General features: G+C 54.5%; 22 protein-coding genes. 18 read left to right on the forward strand and 4 right to left on the reverse strand.

Annotated elements, in window-relative coordinates:
- The first annotated feature begins 79 nt into the window (after positions 1 to 79).
- From GN112_RS18505 to GN112_RS18575, 14 genes are all read left to right on the forward strand, one after another.
- Complete coding sequence (locus tag GN112_RS18505; protein WP_197743347.1) at positions 80 to 2392, forward strand: heavy metal translocating P-type ATPase; 2313 nt, start codon at positions 80 to 82, stop codon at positions 2390 to 2392.
- Positions 2307 to 2687, forward strand: coding sequence for a hypothetical protein (locus tag GN112_RS18510; protein WP_155311578.1), 381 nt, complete (start codon positions 2307 to 2309; stop codon positions 2685 to 2687). The genes GN112_RS18505 and GN112_RS18510 overlap by 86 nt, the downstream gene beginning before the upstream one ends.
- A 154-nt stretch (positions 2688 to 2841) precedes the next feature.
- On the forward strand, positions 2842 to 3780 hold the full coding sequence (locus tag GN112_RS18515) for a hypothetical protein (protein WP_155311579.1): 939 nt from the start codon (positions 2842 to 2844) through the stop codon (positions 3778 to 3780).
- Positions 3781 to 3820: 40 nt separating this feature from the next.
- Complete coding sequence (locus GN112_RS18520) at positions 3821 to 4282, forward strand: magnetosome protein MamC family protein (RefSeq protein WP_155311580.1); 462 nt, start codon at positions 3821 to 3823, stop codon at positions 4280 to 4282.
- The gene (locus GN112_RS18525) at positions 4282 to 4659 is read left to right on the forward strand and encodes a YtxH domain-containing protein (protein WP_155311581.1); all 378 of its coding nucleotides are present in this window, start codon (positions 4282 to 4284) and stop codon (positions 4657 to 4659) included. The genes GN112_RS18520 and GN112_RS18525 overlap by 1 nt, the downstream gene beginning before the upstream one ends.
- Before the next feature lie 40 nt (positions 4660 to 4699).
- Positions 4700 to 4918, forward strand: coding sequence for a hypothetical protein (locus GN112_RS18530; RefSeq protein WP_155311582.1), 219 nt, complete (start codon positions 4700 to 4702; stop codon positions 4916 to 4918).
- A gap of 9 nt (positions 4919 to 4927) precedes the next feature.
- Positions 4928 to 7027 (forward strand): heavy metal translocating P-type ATPase, encoded by a 2100-nt coding sequence (locus GN112_RS18535; protein WP_231717060.1) that lies wholly within the window; start codon positions 4928 to 4930, stop codon positions 7025 to 7027.
- 306 nt (positions 7028 to 7333) lie between these two features.
- Positions 7334 to 7561, forward strand: coding sequence for a hypothetical protein (locus GN112_RS18540; protein WP_155311583.1), 228 nt, complete (start codon positions 7334 to 7336; stop codon positions 7559 to 7561).
- 271 nt (positions 7562 to 7832) lie between these two features.
- Positions 7833 to 8282 carry a hypothetical protein gene (locus GN112_RS18545; protein ID WP_155311584.1) on the forward strand — a complete coding sequence of 150 codons (450 nt, stop codon included), beginning with the start codon at positions 7833 to 7835 and terminating at the stop codon, positions 8280 to 8282.
- Between the two features lie 7 nt (positions 8283 to 8289).
- On the forward strand, positions 8290 to 9108 hold the full coding sequence (locus GN112_RS18550; protein WP_155311585.1) for a YaaW family protein: 819 nt from the start codon (positions 8290 to 8292) through the stop codon (positions 9106 to 9108).
- 75 nt (positions 9109 to 9183) lie between these two features.
- Positions 9184 to 9909 carry a FeoA family protein gene (locus tag GN112_RS18555; protein WP_155311586.1) on the forward strand — a complete coding sequence of 242 codons (726 nt, stop codon included), beginning with the start codon at positions 9184 to 9186 and terminating at the stop codon, positions 9907 to 9909.
- A 274-nt stretch (positions 9910 to 10183) separates the two neighbouring features.
- Complete coding sequence (locus tag GN112_RS18560) at positions 10184 to 10573, forward strand: hypothetical protein (protein ID WP_155311587.1); 390 nt, start codon at positions 10184 to 10186, stop codon at positions 10571 to 10573.
- A 152-nt stretch (positions 10574 to 10725) separates the two neighbouring features.
- On the forward strand, positions 10726 to 11175 hold the full coding sequence (locus tag GN112_RS18565; protein WP_155311588.1) for a flavodoxin: 450 nt from the start codon (positions 10726 to 10728) through the stop codon (positions 11173 to 11175).
- A gap of 330 nt (positions 11176 to 11505) precedes the next feature.
- A complete protein-coding gene (locus GN112_RS18575; RefSeq protein WP_155311589.1) occupies positions 11506 to 11715 on the forward strand; it encodes a hypothetical protein in 210 nt (69 codons plus the stop codon).
- 162 nt (positions 11716 to 11877) lie between these two features.
- Here GN112_RS18575 and GN112_RS18580 read toward each other — a convergent pair whose 3' ends face one another.
- Complete coding sequence (locus tag GN112_RS18580; RefSeq protein ID WP_162458998.1) at positions 11878 to 12663, reverse strand: DUF2284 domain-containing protein; 786 nt, start codon at positions 12661 to 12663, stop codon at positions 11878 to 11880.
- Positions 12664 to 13253: 590 nt separating this feature from the next.
- Positions 13254 to 14234 (reverse strand): calcium/sodium antiporter, encoded by a 981-nt coding sequence (locus GN112_RS18585; RefSeq protein ID WP_155311591.1) that lies wholly within the window; start codon positions 14232 to 14234, stop codon positions 13254 to 13256.
- A 733-nt stretch (positions 14235 to 14967) separates the two neighbouring features.
- On the opposite strand from GN112_RS18585, the gene GN112_RS18590 reads away from it, so the two are divergent.
- From GN112_RS18590 to GN112_RS18600, 3 genes are all read left to right on the forward strand, one after another.
- The gene (locus tag GN112_RS18590) at positions 14968 to 16014 is read left to right on the forward strand and encodes a sulfite exporter TauE/SafE family protein (protein ID WP_162458999.1); all 1047 of its coding nucleotides are present in this window, start codon (positions 14968 to 14970) and stop codon (positions 16012 to 16014) included.
- 105 nt (positions 16015 to 16119) lie between these two features.
- Positions 16120 to 16653, forward strand: a complete 534-nt coding sequence (locus tag GN112_RS18595; RefSeq protein ID WP_155311593.1) for a hypothetical protein — start codon at positions 16120 to 16122, stop codon at positions 16651 to 16653.
- A 167-nt stretch (positions 16654 to 16820) separates the two neighbouring features.
- Complete coding sequence (locus tag GN112_RS18600; RefSeq protein WP_155311594.1) at positions 16821 to 18953, forward strand: sensor histidine kinase; 2133 nt, start codon at positions 16821 to 16823, stop codon at positions 18951 to 18953.
- Here GN112_RS18600 and GN112_RS18605 read toward each other — a convergent pair.
- Positions 18858 to 20726, reverse strand: a complete 1869-nt coding sequence (locus GN112_RS18605; protein WP_155310760.1) for a hypothetical protein — start codon at positions 20724 to 20726, stop codon at positions 18858 to 18860. The two genes, GN112_RS18600 and GN112_RS18605, sit on opposite strands and share 96 nt — an antisense overlap.
- A gap of 35 nt (positions 20727 to 20761) precedes the next feature.
- A complete protein-coding gene (locus GN112_RS18610; RefSeq protein ID WP_155310761.1) occupies positions 20762 to 21454 on the reverse strand; it encodes a hypothetical protein in 693 nt (230 codons plus the stop codon).
- Positions 21455 to 21819: 365 nt separating this feature from the next.
- Here GN112_RS18610 and GN112_RS18615 point away from each other — a divergent pair, with 365 nt between their 5' ends.
- On the forward strand, positions 21820 to 23229 hold the full coding sequence (locus GN112_RS18615) for a sigma-54-dependent transcriptional regulator (protein ID WP_155311595.1): 1410 nt from the start codon (positions 21820 to 21822) through the stop codon (positions 23227 to 23229).
- Positions 23230 to 23254: the final 25 nt, after the last annotated feature.

Consider the following 23254-nt stretch of genomic DNA (forward strand, 5'->3'; position numbering starts at 1 on the left):
AACCAGGGGACCTGTAACTGCAGCGGTTGCAATGGCTGCTGCGCAAAACCTGAAACCCTTTTGGAGCAAGGCTTTTTAGATGAGAAAAATCGATCGGCCGATAATCATTAGACATACCATTTCCGGGCGTGCCCGTTATTGCCTGCCGCGGCTTCGCCGGCATCGGGGGATGGCGGCGCCGCTTTCCGAGATGCTGAACACTACCGAAGGCGTGCTTCGGGCGCGGGTCAATCCGAAATGCGATGCGGTGATCGTTCGATTCGATCCGCAAACCCTGACCCAACAGGCGCTGACCCGCATGCTGGAAGACTTCTGGCGCACCCGAGTGCCGTCTGTCGTCTCCACGGCGAAACAGGTACCGGCTCGGTCGGACGATTCCCGCCGGTCGGAACTGACGACCACCAAACGGCGCTTTATAGGGCTGTCGATCCTCGGGGCCGGCGTGTTCGTGCGTACGGTGCTGTTGGGCCTGCCGGTGGCCCAGACCCTGCTCAGTCCGCTCGGTGCGATCATCGCCCTGGCAGCTTTGCCCTTGGTGCGTTCAGGTTTGAGCGATCTTCGTGAGCGGAGCATTTCCCTGGAGAGTTTTCTGGGTGGAAGCATTATCGCTGCCGTGGCCGCCGGCGAGGCGCTGGCGGCCTTCGAGATTTTGTGGATCACCAGCGCCGGCAACCTGCTCAAGGCCTGGATTACCGAACGATCCCGCCGCGCCATCCGCGATATCCTGGACGTCACCGAAAAGGACACCTACATTCTCGTTGACGGAGTGGAGGTCAGCGTGGCCGTGGACCGGGTGCAGCCCGGCGATACCGTGGTCCTGCATACCGGTGAGAAGATCGCCGTGGACGGCCGGGTGGTACGGGGCGGGGCCCTGGTGGACGAAGCCTCTATCACCGGGATGAGCGAGCCGGTGGCCAAAACCGACGGTGACACGGTATTTGCCGGAACGTTCGTCCGGCAGGGGGTCATCTATGTATCTGCAGACGCGGTGGGCGACCGGACCTATCTCTCACGCATCCTGCGCATGGTGGAGGATTCACTGGAGACTCGTGCGCCGATCGAGGGGGTTGCCGACCGGCTGGCCCGGAACCTGGTTAAAACCGGTTTCGCCGTTACCCTGGCCACTCTGGCCATCACCGGCAGCCTGTGGCGGGCCTTTGCCGTGATGCTGGTCATGGCCTGTCCCTGTGCCACCATCCTGGCCGCCTCCACGGCCATCAGCGCCGCCATCAGCGCGGCGGCGCGCCGCCATATTCTCATCAAGGGCGGCCGCTACCTGGAAGAAGTCGACAAGGTCGATACGATCTGCTTCGATAAAACCGGTACCCTGACCACCAATCAGCCCGAAATCCGGCAACTGATTAACCTGAACGGATTGTCCGAGGATCAACTGATCGAACTGGCCTATTCTACGGAGATCCACAACAGCCACCCCGTAGCCCTGGCCATCCGTGAAGAAGCCCGGCGAAGAGGAATCACGGCCATTCAACACGATGTCTGCGAATATATTCTCGGCAAAGGGGTCCGGTCGGTGATTCACGGCGACGAAGTCCTCGTGGGCAGCCACAAATTGCTGGAGCATTTCGAGATTGCGCACCCGGTGGTTGACGATTTTCTGGAGAAGAACAAACAGCAGGGACTGACCCAGGTCTTCTTGGCCAGGAATGGGGAAGTATTGGGCGTGATCGGATTTGCCAACCGGGAGCGTCCCGACCTGCAGCCCCTGATTGCCCGTTTGAAAGAGCGAGGCATCCGGCGAACGGCCATGATTACCGGCGATTCCAAATATACCGCCCTGGAGATGGCCTGCCGGCTGAATTTCGACGAGTGTCGCTATTCGGTGTTGCCCGAGGAGAAAGCCGTCATCGTTGCAGCCCTGAAGGCAGAGGGCCATCGGGTGCTGATGGTGGGCGACGGCATCAACGATGCCCTGGCGCTGGCCGAGGCGGACATCGGCGTGGCCATGGGGGCCGGAGGCAGCGAGGTGGCCATTGAAGCCGCCGATATCGCCCTGGTCATGGATGACCTCGACGGCGTGATTTACGTGCGCGATCTTTCCCGTGAAACCATGCGCGTGGTGCACCAGAATTTCTGGATCGCCACGGGCTCCAACATTGCCGGGGTGGTGCTGGGTGCTCTGGGATTGCTTTCTCCGGTGATGGCCGGCCTGGTGCATATCACGCATACCCTGGGGATTCTGGCCAATTCGGGTCGCCTGCTTTTTTACGAACCGCCGCGGCGGTTACCGGCAGATACCAAACATAAACCCATAAACCAAACGAGAGCTGCAAATGAAGCTGGAACATATGCTGGAATTACGGCGCTGCATTCAGGTGGCGCACCACATCCCGGGACGGATTCGCCTTCGCTTCGACACGAAAATTGTCAATGATCCGGTTTTACAGGATCTGAAAAAAAATCCCGAGAATTGGCTGACAACGCTTTTCGGTATCGATTCATGGCCGCAAATTGATCACCGCGCCATCCTCGAGAATCCAACAATGATGCCCGGCCTGAAGCATGTGCGGCTGAATTTGCCGGGGCGGACAGTCGTTGTTGAATACGATGCTGCCGTCTGGCAGCCCGCATGGCTGGATGAGCTGATGCATACCGGGGATGCCGGGCGCGTGCGATCAATTTTGGGACGCATGGCTGAGACGTTCGTCGACCGTTTGCCAAGAAACTGATTGTCGATAGTATTTAAGATAATGTTTTTGGCAAGGCCTTAAGGGAGGAAGCTGTATAAGCCATACCGCGACGACCGATAACGCCGCCCAAAAACATTATCTTGAATGCTATAACCGCTTTTATCGAGACCTATTTTAACTCCAGGAGGTAAGCATGAGCGACCATAAGGAAGGCGGCTGTCAGGAAGCCGTGTCGCCGGGAACGGAAGAAACGGGTCGGCAGGGGGCGCCGGCAGGATTTCCAGGCATGACAGGCGAGGGGCCGGGAGCCATGAACGCCTATGATATTCCCCGCTACAATACCCAAGGATATGTTCAGGGACGTCCCGGAACGCCCAACGATCCCACCTCGGCAGGCGGGATCCAGGGCGCGCCGGCCGGGGATGCCGGCCGGTCCATGGGCGATGGTTCTGCCGGCCCGGCTTATTTTTCCCATGGGCAACCGGAGCCGGGGACCATGGGGGCCGGCACGATGAATATGGCCTACGGTCCGGCGATGCCCGGCTACGGCCCCACGGGTCAGCCGGGCGTCCAGCCGCCACCCCAGGGGATGGGTTACGGAGGTATGGACGCGGCCTACGGTCCGGCGATGTCCGGCTATGCTCCCACGGGTCAGCCGGGCGTCCAGCCGCCGCCCCAGGGGATGGGTTACGGAGGTATGGACGCGGCCTACGGTCCGGCGATGCCCGGCTACGCCCCCACGGGTCAACCGGGTGTCCAGCCGCCGCCCCAGGGCATGGGTTACGGGGGTATGGACGCGGCCTACGGTCCGGCGATACCCGGCTACGGCCCCACGGAGCAGCCCGGCATCCAACCCCCGCCGGGTCAGTCCGGTGCGGGCGGCGGGATTGAGCAATACGGCCGCATCGCCGAAGTGGTCAAGGACATGGCCAACGGTGAACCGCCGGACGTAAATAAACTCGCGGCCGTGTATAGCGGATTCGATGCCCAGTTTTGGAAAGGGGCGCTGATCGGCGCGGTGCTCTCGGTTCTGTTAACCAGCGAAACCGTCAGAACCGCGGTCGCCGGTACCATGGGCGGCATCATGGGAGCGTTCAAAAAGAGTGATCAGCCGGCCGGTGATGCAACCTGAGCCTCGCGAATACCAGACGATTTATCTCAAGGAGAGAATAATGGACAACACACGATACATTTATCCCACCGCCATAAATCCGCCCCGACAGGTGCCGGCCACGTCATCGGCCCTGAAGATGGGCGGTTTGGGCATGATCGTCGGTGCGGCCGGATCGGCGGCCGCCAACATCCGGCGGTTGAATAACGGTGACATCGAACGCGGGCAAGCCTTGAAAAACGTGGTGCGTGATTCCGTCGGTGCCGGCGCGGCCACGGCGGCGGCCACGGCGGTGGTCGGCGCACTGAGGCTGGGTGGCCTGTTTAATGTGGCCGGCCTCCTGACCGTGGCGACGGCCACCAAATATTTGTACGACACGGCCTTTGAACCTCAGACCGCACCGATGGTTGCCGTGCCTGAGCCTGCGGTGAAGAAAGCGCCGGCATTCAAAAAAGCTGCCAAGCCGGCATCCAAGGCCAAACCGACAGAAAAAACCAAAACCGCTGAGAAAAAGGAGGACTGATGTCTAGCGCATATTATACCCAGCCAACCCCGATTTATCCGACGGCCCAGCAACCGGTCAATTACGCCTATTACCAGACGGCCTACGATGGCCAGGCGCCTTACGTCAGGACGCCGGATGCGGCCATCCGGGAACGGAGCCTGGTACCGGCGGCGCCGACATCCGCCCTGGGGTCCTGGTTCGATTACACCAATTCCAGCTATATCAAGGGGCTTTTGCTGGGTGTCGGCGTTACCCTGCTGGTCACCAGCCCGCCGGTCCAAAATGCCGTGATCAAAGGCACTGTGGCGGCCTGGTCGGCGGTCGTCGGAGGAATCGAGGAAGTCAAGGAACGGGTCAGGGATGCTAAGGCTGAGAAAAGCATGGCCGAATCCTGATAGCCCGACACTCCATTTTTCTATCGAAAAGGACTAACCTATGCCCAAGCGGAATACGCCTGAGTCGGAAGCTTTCCTGCCGATCAAAGACCAGCGTGAATTGGCCAAGGTCGGCATGGTGACGTCCATGGGAGCCTTGCTGGTTACCGGGTTCATGGGGCGGGAGGCCAGCCGCCTGCATATCGGAGCCGGCCTGGCATTGATCGGTTTCTCCTATTGGCACTACCGGCTTTATCAACCCAAAACGCCGTCGAGATGACCCTGAGCTGTGACGGAATCAATCCAAAACCACCGACCGCTGCGGATTGCCCACGAGTTGCCGCGTAGAATACGCATTCATTACCCTCGTCTTTTCGACCCGTTGTTGGACACCGCCTACCTTCAGGCGATGATCGAGAACCTGCCGGGGATCGTGCGGGCGAGGATCAACCGTCGGGGTGGCAGCATTGTCGTCGAGTATGATGGCTCTCCGGAAAGCCGCAATAAACTTCTCGACACCCTGCGTGATCTGCCCGCTGAAACCTATGCCCATGCCGATCTCAATGGTTCGATGGCACCCGAGCTGGCCGATGTATTCCTCAAGGGAGCCCTGACCCTGGCGAGCCTGAAAACGCCGTTGGAAGTATCGGCACCACTAAGCCTGCTTTTAGGGTTGCCAATCCTTCTTAAAGGGTTGGACACGTTGTTCAGTCAAGGCATCAAGGTGGAAACCCTTGATGCCGCCGCCGTCGGTTTGTCCCTGGCCCGCTGCGATTTCTTTACCGCGAATTCCATCGTTACCTTGCTGACCCTGGGTGAACACCTGGAGGCCAGCTCGGAAAACCGTTCGACAGAACTACTCAAAAGCCTGCTGCGACCGCAGGTTGAGCATGTCTGGATGGAACGTGGCGGGGAAGAGGTGCGCGTGCCCATCACCCAGGTGGTCGTCGGCGACCGGGTCATCTGCGGTCCTGGTGACATCATACCGGTGGACGGTACGGTCGCTGATGGCGAAGCCTCGGTAAACCAGAGTTCCATAACCGGCGAATCGGTTTCCGTGCACCTTTATCCCGGAAAAGAGGTCCTCTCCGGTTCCGTGGTGGAAGAGGGACGGATGATTATCAGGGCCGAGCGGGTGGGGGCGGAGACGAGCATGGCCCGTATCACGCGCTATATGGAAAATTCCCTGCGCATGAAATCCGCATCCCAGACCCATAGCGCCGAGCTGGCCGACCGCCTGGTGCCGGTCACCCTGGCCCTGGGTATGGCGATCTTTCTTCTCACCGGGGATATGACCCGGGCCACCGCCGTATTGACCGTCGATTACTCATGCGCAATCAAGCTGGCCAATCCCGTGGCCGTGAAGACGGCTATGTATGATGCCGCCCGTGGCGGGGTGCTGGTCAAGGGGGCCCAGGCGCTGGATGCCCTCGCCGCTGTCGACACCCTCGTACTCGATAAAACCGGTACCCTGACCAATGGAGTGCTGAATGTAACCGATGTCATTCCCACTGGTAAACTGACACCCGATGCACTATTGGCCCTGACGGCTGCCGCGGAGCAGCATTACGCCCATCCGGTGGCCCATGCGGTGGTGCGGGCCGCCGAGGAGCGCGGGCTGAAACTGCCGGCCATGTCCAACGTTGACTATATCGTGGCCCATGGCGTATCCGCCTATGTCGACGATGAACGGGTGCTGGCGGGCAGCCTGCATTTTCTGCAGGATGACGAACATGTGGATTGCAGCGGTGTCAGTGAGCTGGCTGATCGGTTGCGTCGTGAGGGCAGTAACCTGTTATATGTCAGCCGGTCCGGAATTCTGGAGGGGGTGATCGCATTCCGGGACGATCTGCGGCCCGAAGCTCCCGCGGTTCTTCGTGGTTTAAAGGCTACCGGTATTCGTCGCATCATCGTGATCACCGGGGATCACAGGGACACGGCCCAGGCGGTCATCGGGCAGCTCAACGATGTCAGCGAACTGCACTGGGAGATGAAACCGGAAGACAAATCCCGGATCGTCAAGGACCTCAAGGATGAGGGCGGAGGGGTGGCTTTCGTGGGTGATGGTGTCAACGACGCGCCGGCCATGATCACCGCCCAGGTGGGAATCTGCATGCCCGGTGGATCGAACCTGGCCAAGGAAGCGGCCATGGTGCTCCTTCTGGAAGACGATCTGGATGGCTTGCTGAAGGCCCGTCAGGTAGCGACCCACACGCGGATGGTAATCGACAATTGTTTCAAGTCCGCCGTTGGGTTCAACTCCATCGTTTTGTTGCTGGCGACCTTGGGTCTCCTCCCGCCGGTTGCCTCGGCATTATTGCACAACCTGAGTACGGTAAGCATTTTGGGATATGCCGCCTTGGGCAATCGTTCGACCGCCAGGGGATAGGGTGCGCTCCCGACTTACGCGCTTTTGCCTTTCTGCTTTTCTGTTCATCAATCACTGTTTACCATTCACCGATTTTCCCCTCTCTGTTTCATCCCGTCTCCCATTCCTGTTTCTGATCTCAAGTTCGATTCTCCATTTCTAACGCGCCGATCGTCTTTCTCACAGGATAACCGCAGTTTTGACTTTTTTTACGTGACCATTAAAAAAATACTTGACGCTAAAGTGGCAAGTATTTATATAAGTGTCATGGAATCGTAACACTGTATGGTTTTAATTGCACAAAGTGCCAGATTAGGAGGTGATACCATGATTAGAGCAATTTTGAGTTTTACGGCCGGTTTTGTCGTTGGCGGATTAGTGGTCAACAGTGGAAGTGCCAAAAAATTCAAGGCAGTTGCCGCAGACAAGGCCTCGAAGCTAAAGGATGCGGCTTGTGAAAATGCCGTCAAAGTGAAGTCGGCGACCCAAAAAGCCGCTGCCGCCGTGCGTGAGGAGTTTTCCAGTAAGAAGGAGGAGGTAAAGGAAAGCGCCTAACCGTTTCGGCGAATATAATGACGGGTCGCTCTGCAAAACGATATCAGTGGAGCGAACCCAAAAACAAAAAGGAGGTGATGATATGCATTTACCACTGCTTTTTAGCCCTTTGGGGTGGGTTGTCCTAGGCGCTTCCGGTTACCTGCTGTACAAAGCGGGTAAAAAATCCGGACAAAAGGAAACCGAAAAGAAAACCGAGAAGGCATGATCGATCGTTTAAAAAAGCGAACAAGGAACGAGTCAGATTTTTGTGCTGTGCGGAAAGGTATGCATGGAACTTGTACTGAGCAAGGAAATCGCCGACATCAGAGCACGCTATGGACTATCGCTGGCGCAATTCGGCACTCTGGTCGGGGCGCCGGCCACCTCGGTCAAACGATGGGAAGCTGGTGTCGATCCCCGGGAACAATTTTTTTTTCAGCTCTATTTGGTGGTGGGGCTCATCAAGGACCCGGATGAAGTCTTCTACGATTTGGGCCGCCAGGGAATATCTCTGAACAAGGCGCAATGGGACGTATTCGCCAACCTGGTCAAGGGGGCGGATCATAGTATTGACCTGGCCGCCGAAATCGGACTGGACTCACCGGAAGTGGGGCAGGCCCTGGTGACGGGCGTTCGTGGCCTTTTAACCCTGATTGCCGGATCGTTTGCGGCCAAAAATGCATTGGGCGATAAATTCAGTGCATCCTTGGCCACCAGGATAGCAACCTTATTGAAATGAGGAACGCATGTCGGAAATCAAACTCAGGGAACCGGATCCCGATCTTATTCCCCTTCTAAGGAAATGCAGCAGCGAGGAACTGGATAACCTGGTTGGCTATCTTACCCAAAAGGGCGGGGTTTCCTCGCAATTGAAAAGCACCAGGGCATACCGCCAGTGGTGTCCTGACCACAGCAAGTATGCGGATGAGATTATCGCCGAAATCCAAAAGTATGGGGGCAATACGATTTTCAATATCGCCCGCGGCGGGGTAGGGGTGACCTACCGGGATATCGTCTTGAAGGTGGCCTCCCGCCTCAAGGTCAAGACCGCCAAGGACGAGCCCATTGACCGGATTGAAGAAAAACTGCTGATGAAGGTGCTGGAAAAATCCTGGGAGAAAATGAGTGACAAGGAAAAAAAGACATTGATCGAGGGCATCATGCCCGAGACGGGTGTCGACGATTTGCCCAAGGAGTTCCCCACAGCGCTTTTGAAAGCCGCCATCATCGCCGGCGGCGGTATCGTTTCCTACCGGCTTTCGCTGATCGTGGCCGGTGCCGTGGCCCGGGCCTCCCTTGAACGGGGGATTGCTTTTGTGGCCGGCACTTCACTGGCCCGCTGGTCCGCCGCCTTTGCCGGCGCCGTGGGCTTGGGACTCACCGCGTTGTGGACCCTTTTCGATGTTTTGGGGCCGGCGTATCGGGTACTGGTCCCCTGTGTGCTGCATATTTCCATGTTACGGCAGCTTCATGCGCTGCGCGACAGCGGCCTTGATCCTCAGCAGATGCCGGCCGGAAGCGAGGGGACGGAAAGAAGGGAAATCCTTTTTCGTAAATTCTCCTGACATGGTTGTTGTCCGATGTGTTTTATAGATAAAAAATTATTTGAAACTTCTATTTTCATGATGTATAAAAATTGAATGAAGATTTCTTTGACCCACGCGCCGTTTGACCGCCAACTGATTATAAGCGACATCACCGAAGCCGGGGTGGAGACATTGCTGTCACGCCTGGGGCTTTTCCGGGGTGACAAGTTTGTTCGCGAAGACGAAGAAGTGCTTCTGCACCCGGTGCGTTTGCGCGGCGAAAAAGGAGAAGTTGTTCTGGGCGGCGGCATGGCCACCCGCGTGATCGTGCATTTGGACGATGGCCGCCGTATGCCGCTGACGGATATGCGTACCGGTCAGCGTGGGCATATCGAGGGGACCACCTGTTCCGCCAATTTGACCGAGGCTTTGAATGTACTGGGGCTGAATGAAGATGAGGAAGTCGTCTATCTTCGCCAACTGCCAAGCATGGATTATACCGTCGCTGTCGGCAAGAGTGGTAGGGCCGTAAGCATCCAGGAAGGCATGGCCGCCAAAATTTGGGGACGCATCGGCGAGCGACGTCTGCAGTTTGTTTCCGCCGGCAAGGGGCAACCTTTTTTCGTGGAAAAGATCCTTGGTGGATTACGTTCGACAAAGGCCCTCGAAGAAAAGGGAATTGCAGTGGGGCACACCATTAACCTCGAAGCGGTTGCGCCGGCGCAAATTTTCAACATGGCCGTCCAGGAAGCTGTCGTAATCAGTACCGATGATGGTCTACACCTTCACTTACGGCCCGGACAGGCGGAGCGTATTCTGGTCGAACCCATGGAACCATAACTTCAGCCGCAACATGGATCACATGCACAGCAGGGACAAATGACCACTACAGCATTCAATATCAGGTGTGATTTCTCCCGCCTGAAGAAAAACGATTGACAGAAAGATATAATAAAGTTATAAGTATCTATCAAGTATAGGCTCCGTAAAGTACGGAGTGCTAAAGTCTTACGACGATCGGGCAATATCGCTCGCGATTGGCAGTGAAGGCGCGTGGAAACCGATGAAACGGTTCACCCATGCGCCTTTTTTTATCAACACAAGGAGAAGATCATTGAATTCGAATTTCCAAATCGCTTTGCGTCACAGTGCCGGAAACCTGCATGTCAACCTTTGGGGAGAGTTCAACGGGATGTGTGCCTGGGAATTGCTTAAGATTCTCAAACAAAACGGTGGCTCAGGGCGGGTGTTTGTCAATACCCAGGCGATCCGGCATGTGGCCGGTGATGGTGTCGATCTGTTTCGCACCCATATGGCCCACCGGCAGATTCCACAGGATTGGCTCTACTTCAAGGGGAAAAAGGGTTTTACAATCGCTCCCAGCGGCAGCCGGGTGCTGATCTGCCGCAAAGGAAGCGCACCCATCGCTGAACGACCCGGGACGTCGAAGAAAAGCATCAAGATAGTAAGAGCCTGTTTGAGAAGTCTGGATCAGGCTCGATAACAAGGCGGAAAGTGGGTCGAAAGCGGAGCATATAGGTAATATGTGAGCATTTTGAGACACTTTCTAACGCCGTTAGCGGGCCTTAGACGGATTTATCAAACAGGCTCTAAGAAAATTTAGTGCTGCCCCATTATCGACAAAAGGAGACCACAATGAAAAAGGCACTGATTATTTATGGCTCGACCACCGGTAACACAGAAGACATGGCCGGCATGGTCAAGGCGGAGTTTGAACAGGCGGATTTCGAAGTGGAAGTAAAAGAGGTGACCCAGGCGGCTGTTGCGGACCTGACCGCCGATCATGATCTGCTTCTGCTCGGGTGCCCGGCCTACGGTGACGATGAAATCGAGCTTCAGGAGGATTTCGCCGGGTTTTATGAGAAACTCAACGGTATCCAACTCAACGGAAAGCCTTTTGCCGTCTTTGCCCCCGGAGACAGCACCTACGAACATTTTTGCGGATCGGTGGATATGCTCGAAGATAAGATGAACGATCTTGGCGGCAAGATGGTAAACGACGGTCTTAAGATTGATGGCGACCCAACCGACGCCGAAGGAGAAATCGAAACCTGGGTCGAGTCGACTGCCGCTTCCGTCGGATAATTGTGGCATATGTTTGGAACCCTACAACGTCGCTTGATTCTTTAAGGCTCGCTATGGTTGGCAGTGGCCTTCTTGAATCGGTGACGTTGTAGGGTTTTGGGTTTGCCTGATTATTTTCAGTATAGCATTCAAGATAATGTTTTTGGGCTGCGTTATCGGTCGTCGCAGTATGACAATACGGCTTCCTCCCTCTGGCCTTGCCAAAAATATTATCTTAAATGCTATATGATGCTATTTTAGATCACGGTAACAAAACCACCAATCGTAACACTCATATTGATCCGAGCGTTTTTTGCTTCTTCATGACTTTGAGGCGGCGGAACGATCACTTTGTCCCCGATCAGTTTCGATCAAATGGTCACCATCCATTTGAAAAAAGCGTTGGCCATGACCGGCGGAAAAATATACGGGAAAGGCGGTGCCGCTGAAATTCTGGGGATGAAGCCGACCACCCTGCAAAGTAAGGCGATTGGCGGAAAAGAATATACCAGGCTGCGTAGGATTTTCATTCGTATTCAAGGCGGGCTTTTTTACGCATAGTGGGGCTATGTGTAGAAACGCCCAACGCAGAAGACGGATGAAAAGACAAGCAGGCGGGTATATTCTTTGACAGAAATCGCCTAAATTAAAAAAGTACGGCGTTCAGTAAAACGGGCCCCTTCGGTTGCCGGAAATGAAGGCCGTGCTCAAAGCGGTATTCCATTATCCCAAAAAAACAATCCCGTATTTTGAACTTGTGAGATGGACGGCATTGCTATTCCTTTGCGCCCACCCGGTAATTTTCAAGAGATGATTCATGTTGATGCCATAGCCCGAGACGGAGGGGCGAGAGAATCCCGGATTTCGACAGGTGCCGTTTCCACTCAAAACCCGGCAATAGGCGTGGTCGTAACAGAAAAGATTCTTACATGAGCCGCCCGCAAAGCCCCTGGCCTTGAGAAAGCCCTTTTCCCTTGCCGTAATTTCCAGCTGACCGACAATGAAATGGAGAAGCTGGCCGATTTCCCTGCGGCGGTCGGAATACATATTCCCCTCAGAACCCTCGATTTCAAGAACAAGCGCAAAGGGTGTTTTTTTGATATACCTTCGCAACCATTGCGGCCCTTCCACATGCGGCGGACATGTCGGAGAGAGCCCGTAGTTTGGGCATTTGGCTTCACGGCAGAGATTCGCCAAATAGTCTTCAACCAGAATGTCTCGGGCATCGACAACCGTTGCCGCACTACCCCCCAGGTGTATGGCCAAATCGATGAGTTCATCCAAGCGGCTTTTTAATGCAACCTGATTCGACTCATCCGTTTTTGGATCCGGTATCGCAATCAAAGGATCGGGATTGTAGACGACCATGCCGCACTTTGCGCAACGCAGTTTCACTTGATCCGACCAGATCTCAACAATTTCACCGCATTGAGGACAATGCCGCTTATCGGGAATTACTGTTGGTGGTCGATCCAGGCCGGGACATTTTAATGAATCGTTAACGCCCATTGTTATTTCCTCGTTGAGTTTGTGACATATCCAACGATGGTTATCAACGTGAAATGATAATAAACAAGGATAAATCATTTCGGCGGTAAACTGAAAATATGGCAAGAAAGCCATCAATCTCGTTATCATGATTATTGTGTGATAGCCAGACAACACTTGCTTTGCAACGAGGTCATCGAGTCGGTGTGATCGAAGCGAACGTAACCCCATGCGGTTACCCGAGGGGCTCAATGTTGACCCCAATAGCGTTTCTTCAGCATGGGAAATTCATAGAACAGCTTAGGATCGGGGATGAAATTAATTTTAATTAATTTCATCCCCGATCCTTAGGTTACCGGAAAGAACGGCTGTCGATTCTGGAAAAGGGGCAAGAAGGTTGGCCCTTTGAGGATCTTTTGGAAAGGAAGTAAAGACAGCAATACCATATGAAATGTGGGAGCATATAGGCAAACCAAAAGAAAAAGCCGACCTGGTTTGTGCTCATTAACCATGCGGACCATTTAATGGCCAATATGATAAATGGTACCCGGGCATCATCAACCCGCAATCAAAGACCAAGGGCAGGCCCCGCGCCTGCCCTTGGTGGCGTATTATGCGTTGGGAATCAGATAAGCAAGATATCCGATATAGGAGCATAAAAGGATAAACCCGCCTGTTCTGGAAACCGTGAAGCTTTTCCGCATCATCACCCACGTCAGAATCGATACGCCGAGCATCATGCAATAGTCGATGATCAGGCCGCTTTCGAAAAATCCACCGGGAATCGGGATCGGACGCACCATGGATGCCGCTCCGATGACGCTCAGGATGTTGAAGACATTACTTCCGATCAGGTTCCCGATACTGATGTCCATCTCTTTTCTCAATGCCGCAACAACGGATGTGGCCAATTCCGGCAACGAGGTGCCGAATGCCACGATCGTCAGCCCGATGAATTTTTCACCGACGCCGAATTGCCGCATGACAATCACCGCCGAATCGATGAGTACCTGGGCGCCGATGACCACGCCGGCAATTCCGACAATGATCAGAGTAATCTGCTTGGTCCTTGACTCGATAAATCCGATGTCTTCCAGTTCCGCTTCCGCGTCTGAAAAGCATCCTTCGGCAAGGAGGGCACTCTCTTTCTTTGATATCATATAGTTGTATATTGTATAAAGAATTACGCCTGAAAAAAGGATAACCCCCTCGAATCGGCTGATGGTCGAATTCCAGGAGATCAATAGCAGGAATAGCGATATGGCGAGCATCAGCGGAATGTCGCGCCGTACAACGGATTGGTTGCTTGTGATCGGCATCAGGAATGCGGCCAGGCCAAGCACAAGGGCGATATTGCAGATATTGCTTCCCACGACATTCCCCACGGCGATCATGCTTTTGTTCTGGATGGAGGCAACCAAACTTACCACCAACTCCGGGGCGGAAGTCCCAAAGGCAACCACGGTCAATCCGATGACAAGCGGGGTAACCCCCAGACTCCGGGCAAAATTCGAGGATCCCTTAACGAGCCATTCCGCACCATAATAAAGCAACACGAACCCGACGACTAACAGGATATAATGAATTAGCATGGTTCAATCTCCTTTCAGGAAGTTGGGGGAGGGAGCATTTTGTCATCTGCCCTGGAACTTGCCGAAAAAACGCAATTGCATTTGCCCGACTCGACGGTAGAAAAAAGCAAGCCATATGCCAATCAAAAGAATTATAATCGCGCAACGGCAGCGGGCCATGAAGGCATGAGACAAAACCCGCAAAATAGGGGTGGCGGTGCTCCTGATCTAATGGAAGGCAGGGAGCCTGCCCTCCGGTTACCGGGTTTCCCACGCCCAGGTCCTTAGCTGTTTGTCACCTGCCTGTTTTCAGTGACGTCTTCATGGGGGTGACAGTCTGTGTTGTTCGATTCATCCTCATCCGGGCCCCTTGCCCCATTTTGTTTTTCCATGGTCCCCGCCACGGCGTTGCACCGCTAGACCCATACCACTTGCCTGAATGATCTCCCTAAAATTCTCATGTCTACAGGGAAAAGACAGTTCTTCCGGCCATTGTCCACCGGGAGTGTTCAGCAACCATGCATTCCGATCAACGGCCATTCCACGATAAATAAAAAACATTGAAAAAACAAAGAGATATAATGGTTATATCATTTTTCTTCGATTGGCATGGTGATTGAAAACACTGAATCATAAAGCGCGGAATCGATTTGTCGGTTGGTTCATGTCAACCCAAGGAAAGGAGAAAAAACAGATTGCAAAGACGTTGGCACGACTGGACGGATTAATCTTTTTACTCATAAAGGAGGGCTGGATGGAAAATACAACCAACCAAAAGTTGGCTGGGTGGGAGGTCGCAAGAGATCTCGAAGGCAAGAAGAAAACCGTTTGGGAGCGCATGATTCCCGAGTGGCGTCAGATGAGGGCGGCCCTGGGCGGCGTGGGTGTCTTTTTCCTCGTTTTCCTGCTGGGCTGCTGGCTGGCGGGCAATCCATTCGAACCCACGGTGAGGATTCAGTCCCCTTATTCGGTTGCCCACGGTCTTCAGGGCAATACCTGGCACATCGTGTGGAGTGTGGTTCTCCTGGCCGCCTTTTTCGAGTTCATGGACGCGTCGGCCGGCATGGGGTTCGGCACCGCCCTGACACCGATCCTGCTGGTGCTGGGATTTGATCCCAAACAGATCGTGCCGGTGGTCATGATCCAGCAAGGCGTCGCGGGCCTGGTGGGCGCCTTTTTGCACCGGGAATTCGAAAATGTGGAGTGGAAATTCAAACCCATGTCCGAGACGGTCAAGCTATGGTTCATTATCGGGGTGGTGGGCTGCCTTGCTGTAACGGTCTCCATTGTCGGCATCTATAAGATCCTTCATGTCGACAAGGTCTGGATCAAGCTTTACGTGGCCGCCCTGCTGCTGGTCATGGGGGGGGCTTCTCTCTTTCAGGGCCGCAAGGAGAGACCCTACCGGCCCAAACGCATGATCGGGTTCGCCGCCCTGGCCGGATTCAACAAAGGCGTGGGTGGTGGCGGCTATGGACCGGTGGTGACCATCGGCGGCCTGCTGGCAGGCGTTCCGGTGAAAAGCATGCTGGCCGTGACGGCCATCTGCGAAGGCACGGTGAGCACCTTCTCGATCATTGTCTGGCTGGCCCTTTTGACCAGTGGCGTGCAGATCGACTATCTGTTGCTGCCGTCGTTCATGATCGCCACCATGTTCTCGGCCATCGCAGCGCCCTACATGACCCGGGTGTTTCCGGAAAAGTTGTGGAAGATCGTGGTTCCCGCCTACTGCCTGGTGGTTGCCGCCATCTGTTTCTGGAAGATCGCCCCGGGCGTCATTGCCAAACTGTCCGGCGGATGATGATGGTGATAATGACGTAAATTCGCTTTCCCGGACCCCCGTGGCGGGGTCCGGGATTTAAAGGCCTCGGCAACGTCAGCGACAACCCACAGGAGATGCCGAAAAATGAATCAAGCATATAACGACCCCGCCATACCCCATGCCCACGGACAATCCCGATCCGGATTGCCGCAAAACCGGCTGCGCAGCTTCGGACTGACCATGATCGTCATGGGCGCCAGCTTCATGCTTTACTACCTGGGACTTTTCGGTTCGGTGGAGGGTCCGTTGACCCCGGATAAAATCGGCATGGCCCTGTCGACGTGGGGGGTGACCCAGCGCCACGTGATCATCACGTTGCTCTCGGTTCTTATCGGCGCCCTGTCCTGGAATTGGATATTCAACCTGACCAGCCTCGCCATTGGCAGCCGCCTGACCTGCACGGCGAGCGGAAAAGGCACCACCGATGTTTGCGGTGGATCGGTAAAACGCATTCGCCGGGTTTCCAAACGGTCTGGAAAAACCGTGGTCGAATACCTCTGTGCCCATGGCCACCGCCAGTCCAGCGCGCATTTTCATCCACTCAAAAAAGGTGCTGTGAGTTATACCGTCTGTCTGGCCTGTGGGTCTTTCGTTCTCATCGCCCTGTTTTGCGTTTGAAACCGCCACCCCTCTTCCCGCCGTCCCGTGCGCCCCTTTACAACGGGTAAAAAAAACTGACAGACGGTGGTGCGGCCAGTCCGCTGCCGGCAATCCGAAGAAGCGGCGGGCCGCCGTTTTTTCGATCCCTTTTGCATGGCATATGATTTGCTCACGTTTCCTGAAGTATGGACTCGGTTTCAAGAAACAATCGCCATTTTACCCATCGATTGACCATTGCCGGTGTTGCCATACTGATTCTGCTGGCGGCCATCGTCATCCACCATCGGTTCACACGGCGTATGATTGCCCTGGTGAGTGATCAGTTCAACCAAGAGCAGATTGCCATCGCCCGCAGTGTCCGCAAACTGGTGGAAAATTCACTTAACGCCCTGGAGAAGGAATTGCTCCAGATCGCTGAGCAGAACGCAACACCGATCGTTGAACCGGAACGCCTGCAGGCCCGCTTGCAGCATGAACTGGAACGAATGACCACTTCCGGTATTGCCCAAATCCGGGTATGGGACCGCATGGCCGGCCGGGCATGGGTCTTTTCCCGTGGCGGCTACGTCGAAGAATCATCACCGGTACCCCTTCATGCCAATGCCGACGCCTTGCCCGAGACCGGAGAGATCCGGATGGCCCGCCCCCCATCGGGCGGCACTCTGCTCGATATGGTGATGATGACGCCGTTGGGCCCGGGGAAGCAGCGGTTTATTTTCTTCCGTGTCAATCTGGCCTGGCTGCTGGCGCCTCTGGTCAATGACATCCGCTCCGGCATCAGTGGTTATGTGTGGATCATCGACGATCAGGGACGATTTTTATATCATCCCTACACCGATTTCATCGGTCGTAGTGCGTTCGACGTCCGCAAGGCAACCTATCCCGAACTGAATTTCGTCCAGATCGATCGCATCCAGAAAGAGGAGATGCTGGCCGGACGGGAAGGTACGGGATCCTATCAATCGGGCTGGCATCGGGGCATTACCGGCCCGGTGGACAAACTGATCGCTTTCTGCCCCATTTACATATCGACGACCCCCCGCCGGTTCTGGAGCGTCGCCGTGGTTGCGCCCACCCAGGAGATCGCCGGTGCCGTGGGGCAGATTCATCGCTGGGAACTGGTGTCGCTGGGCCTGATGCTTCTGGTGGTGGTGGTTGCTGCGGCCGCCTTGATCGGAATCCAACTCCGTTTTTCCAGACGGCTGGAGAAACTGGTCGCGGCCCGCACCCAGGCACTGAAACGATCGGAGGAGAAGTATCGCCTGCTCATCGAAAGCGCCGAAGATTTTATTTTCACCCTTGACGACAAAGCGCGTCTCAACGCCGTGAACAGCTATACGGCCCATTTTTTCGGGAGCGATGCCGATGATCTCATTGGCCGTTCGCTGGCCGATCTTCTGTCCGAGGATGTGGCCCGGCGCAACATCAAGGCCGTCAAACAGGTTTACGCCACCCGGCGCAGTGTCCGGGAAGAGATCGAAATCCGTTCGGTGGATCCGGCGGTGTGGCTTAACGCCAATTACATGCCGTTGAAGAATGAGGCGGGAGAAATTACCACGGTGCTTTGTATCGCCCGGGATATTACGGAAAGCAAAACCCTTCAGCACCGCCTGGTGACCACCGAAAAGCTGGCCGCGCTGGGAACGCTGGCCGCCGGCGTGGCCCATGAGATCAACAACCCCCTGGGTGTCATTTTGGGATTTTGCGACCTGCTGGTACGCAAGCAACCGCCAGAAAGCCAGGCCTATCAGGACCTGAAAATAATCGAGCGCCAGGGGCTGCACTGCAAGGAGATCGTGGACAATCTGCTCAGTTTTGCCAGGGACCGCAAGATATCCGAAGAGTCAACGGACCTCAACCAATGCCTGGAAGAGATCATCAAGGTCGCCCGGCACAGCATCGAACGGCAGGGCGTTACCGTCACCGTCAGCATTGCCAGGGGCATGCCTCCGGTGTGTGGGGACTGTCGCCAGCTTCAGCAGGTTTTTCTCAATTTGATGAATAACGCCGTGGGTGCCATGCCCGATGGGGGCGAACTGGCCATTGATGCATTTTTCGAAAAACCATCCCGGCATGCCGCGGTGAAGGTGTCGGACACCGGCTGTGGCATCCCCGAGGCGGACATGGATCGGATTTACGAGCCTTTTTTCACGACCAAACCCGAGGGCCAGGGAACCGGATTGGGCTTAAGCGTCATTTTGCGGTTGGATTTTCCATTATTTTCAACACGCGACGTGCGGAGCGCGGCTTCTGGCTGCCTTGATGATGCGTTGATTCATATTTTCCGTTCTTACAACATGGCGATCAGCGGAAGATAAAGATGAAGTGGAAAGTTGAAGTATTTTATCCAGATTTGACATCTTTTGGGACGGTAACCCTTTTTCTTTTCTCCGCGCTTCTTCTTTATCGAGTTGTGCAAAAGCAAGAGGAAGACGATCAATGGATCCGCAAACGGCACTGACATAATCGGGTTGGTTCAGATTATACACCAGCGCTGCCTCAGCCGGTAATCGTTCAAAATCATGTGTGAGGTTTTTCCGCCCACTCCTGCGTCGTTCGCCATGTTTTATGGTGCCGAAAAAATTTTCTATAATTTCGTTTGTACGACTCACAAGTCGCATTCGAGAAGGGGCGTTCTCCGGTAACGTAATAACGTGGCCCCAAAGGTGTTCGCCATGAACATCGATATGTTTCAAGATGATATCAATGGCATCACGCATATCTTGGGCCGGGCCTCTTTTGGGACGACGTTCTTTGAGCGATGCCGTCCAATCGTAAAATCGTTTCCGCATCAAATCAATGTCTGCCACTGTTTCATTTTCGGGCAGTTTTTTCGCGGTCCGCAGTTGATCCCGCAATTCATCGAATAGCTCAGCACGGCGTTGAAGACGCTTGATGATGTGACGAAAAGGAACTTCACATGCAACTTTGGTCAAAATCCGGCCAAGCCGTTTGAGTGCACCCGTTACTTTTCGATCATCGGATGGGATACGAAGAAACGCATCAATCGCTTTTGATCCGATCATGCAGCGGTTAAAAAAATCGAAATAGGGTCGGTCAAATGGAAAATCCAGCCCGGAGGCGTCGGCATGATAGTCGATCACCCATTGGCTTAGCGCACGGACAACCGCTATCCCATTTTTTCCCGGCGGCAATTGATATGTATGGTCTTCCATCTCTTGCCATGCAATAACCGTTTGCCGAGCATCATCGATCTGTAAACCAATCTTTCCGCCGAACTCGCGAATCAGGCGCTTAATGTCGGCCTGAACCTTGGTTCTGCGAAAAAGGTCGCGAAGGGCACAATGGTCAGAATTTAAAAGATCTTTGCCGATATCCGCCAGAAAATGCTGATGGCAGGCCAAAACAGGGATCTCCAATCCCAATTCGGAAACCAAATCGTTCAGCGCCGGTGTGACCGCTCGCCCTAAATCTCGCATCCCCGCACAAGGCGGGCCGAATCTTTCAACGGTGTCGCGCAGACATGGCAAAATAAGTTCAGCTTTCTCAGTGGCTATCTTCCATGCGCCAAGCACCCATTTTCGCCAACCGGCCATCACAACAAAAAGCGTGCCTCGGCCGTTTTCTCCGCTTGCATCGATGTGCATCGGCCATCCACCGTCATTTTCCAATATTTTTCTTATGCGGTCGGCTTTTGCATAATGAAGCCGTAGAAAATATTGTGAAAACCGCATGGCCAAGTCACTGACTTCACCAGCTGAGATACGAATGCCATAGTCGTCATTGAGCGCTGCCATGATCTCTTCTCGCTGCCGATGTTCAAGCAACCGCTGGCGTCCGACAAAAACCATCAAATCATAGCCGGCATTGCAGTTTGGCATAATAGTTTGCGACACGGATAAAGATCTTTGGGTCACCAAGGTGCCGACGGGATGATGGCATCGGCCGGCACAAACATACACTGTTTCACATACTTCGAATACTCCATGTCGAAGGGTCCTGCCTTCATGGCGGTATGTTTTCTGAACTTTCATTGGGCCATGACAGATTTCACAGCGTCCACGCTCCTCTTTGGCCGAAACAACAACATCGGTCAGTCCGAAAGCCTGTTTACAACAACGGTCATTCAAACGACGCGCCTCATCTCTCAAATCGCTCAGGACGTTTAAGGGAGGCTTGCCGTTTTTTTTTCTGTCGGGATCCCGTGTCGAGTAAAAATCTGTTTGACTTGCTCGACTGTAACCGACATCCCTCGTACGTCCAGGCGCTCAGCAACCAACGTTGGAGACACCCTGATCTTTACGGTTTTAAACGCTTCAATCAGCACGGCGATGGTTAATTCTGCTGATGGTGGTTCAACAACCGGTGCTGTCTTTTGCAAAAGAAAACGGCGCGTATTTAACTGCAGTTGTGCTTTTTCAGGATTTGCATCTGTATATAGAAAGAAACGTTCCAGCCGACGGCGACCGATCTGATTGTTTTTAACCAGCCCATGCAGTGCATTATGCAACGTGTTGGGAATTCTTATTTTCAACAAATTCAGCATTTCTTTGGGCATCATGCCGGCATCTGAAGAATGGACGATTTTGATGATGGTGTTTTTCAGCGTGCCATATTGTGAAAAACCAATCCCCTTATGAAACCACAATCCCCACTCATCAAAAATCGGTACATCCTGAAGCGTATAATAACGACCGGCATCCGTAAAACTCGTTAAATATCCCATGCGTTTGAGTCTTCGAAAAACACTCATTCGCGACGTCGTTTGAAGTAAATGATATAACTGGCCAATATCTGCGATATACTTCTTATTGAAAAAGTTCCAAAGTACTGTCTTGGATTCTTCAGGTGAGAGCATATGGCCTCATGATACAATTATTTGTTTGAATGTAAATTATTCAAACAATCGTATCAATTTAGCCCTCCCATGTCAATCCTCGGGTTTAATAATATCAAATGGTTACATTTTTTAGTGCCGTCATAATCATCGAACAGCGATACAATTATGAATGAATATAACGATATATTTGCTTACATTTCAGTGGGTTAAAAAACCCAACTGCATTCTGACCCTGTAGGGATTGGGATTGTTTGTGAGTTATGGGATTATCAGTAGTTTTGGCGGCAGCCTTCAATGCCAAAGCCGGGTTGCCGAAAAGTCCGGTGAGAGAAGCGGCACCACGTTCATCGTGAAGCTGCCGCAACGGTCATAGGGGGGTGGATATGAGTGGTTGCATAGTGGTGGTGGACGATGAACGGGACATGCTGCTGCTGCTCGATCGCATCATTTCGGAAGAATCCGACTACCGGGTGGAGACGTTCGACGATCCTCAGAAGGCGTTGGAACGGGTACAATTGGGTGGTGTCGACCTGGTGATTACCGATCTGAAGATGCCGAAAATGGACGGCATCAGCCTTCTGGAAAAAATCCAGTCAGTGGACCCGTCCGTTTCGTTGGTGGTGATCACCGCCTTCGGCACCATTGAAACGGCGGTGGAGGCGACCCGCAAGGGGGCCTGCGACTTCATCACCAAACCGTTTCGGCGGGAACGGATCCTGGTGACCATCGAAAACGTGATGAACTTCCAGTCCATCACGCGGGAGAACAACGCCCTGCGGGAGGCGCTGGGCAAATCCAATGGGTTTGCCCAACTGCTGGGGACCACGCCGGTGATGCGCGGTATTTTCGACCGCATTCGCCAGGTGGCCCCGACCCAGGGCACCGTTTTGATTACCGGCCCCAGCGGTACGGGAAAGGAGCTGGTCGCCAAGGCGCTGCACACCCACAGCCGCCGGAAGAAAAGCCGCTTCGTCACCCTCAACTGCACCGCCATTCCCGAAAATGTGCTGGAAAGCGAGCTGTTCGGCCATGTGAAAGGGGCGTTTACCGGTGCCTGGAAGGACAAGCGCGGGCTGGTGGAAGACGCCCACGAGGGCACCCTTTTCCTTGACGAAATCGGCGATTTGCCCCCCATCCTGCAGACCAAGCTGCTTCGTTTGCTTCAGGAGGGCGAGTACCGGCCTGTGGGCGGCAACACGACCCGCAAGGCCGACCTGCGGTTCATCGCGGCCACCAACCGCCTGCTCAAGGAGGAAATTGCCCGCGGGCGTTTCCGCGAAGATCTGTATTACCGCCTCAATGTGATCAATTTCGAGCTTCCGCCCCTGTCGGAACGGCGTGGGGATATCCCCCTGCTCAGTCATCATTTCCTGAAAAAATACGCCACGGTGAACGGCAAAACGATTACTTCCATTTGCCCGCTGGCCATGCAACGGCTCATGGCCCTGGATTATCCGGGCAATGTCCGTGAGCTGGAAAACATCATTGAACGGGGGGTGATTTTCTGCCAAACGGAAACGCTGGCGACCCAAGACCTGTTCCTCGACAATGAACCCCCCGATGTGCCTGGGAACGATTCCCGGTCATGGCGTCATCTGCCTTTCAAGGAGGCCAAGGACCAGATGATCGCCAGCTTTCACCGGCAGTATATCGACGCCCTGTTGCGGGATAACAACGGCAACGTGAGCCGGGCCGCGCAGAAGGCGGGTATCCAGCGGCAGTACCTGCACCGCCTCATGAAGGAGTCGGGTATTGTGACGGATGATTACAAGGGGCCCAATGAGTTGGAATAGAGGCAGGGGGATCAAGAGTGAGATG

Origin of the sequence: Desulfosarcina ovata subsp. ovata, from assembly GCF_009689005.1 — a bacterium.
GTDB lineage: Bacteria > Desulfobacterota > Desulfobacteria > Desulfobacterales > Desulfosarcinaceae > Desulfosarcina > Desulfosarcina ovata.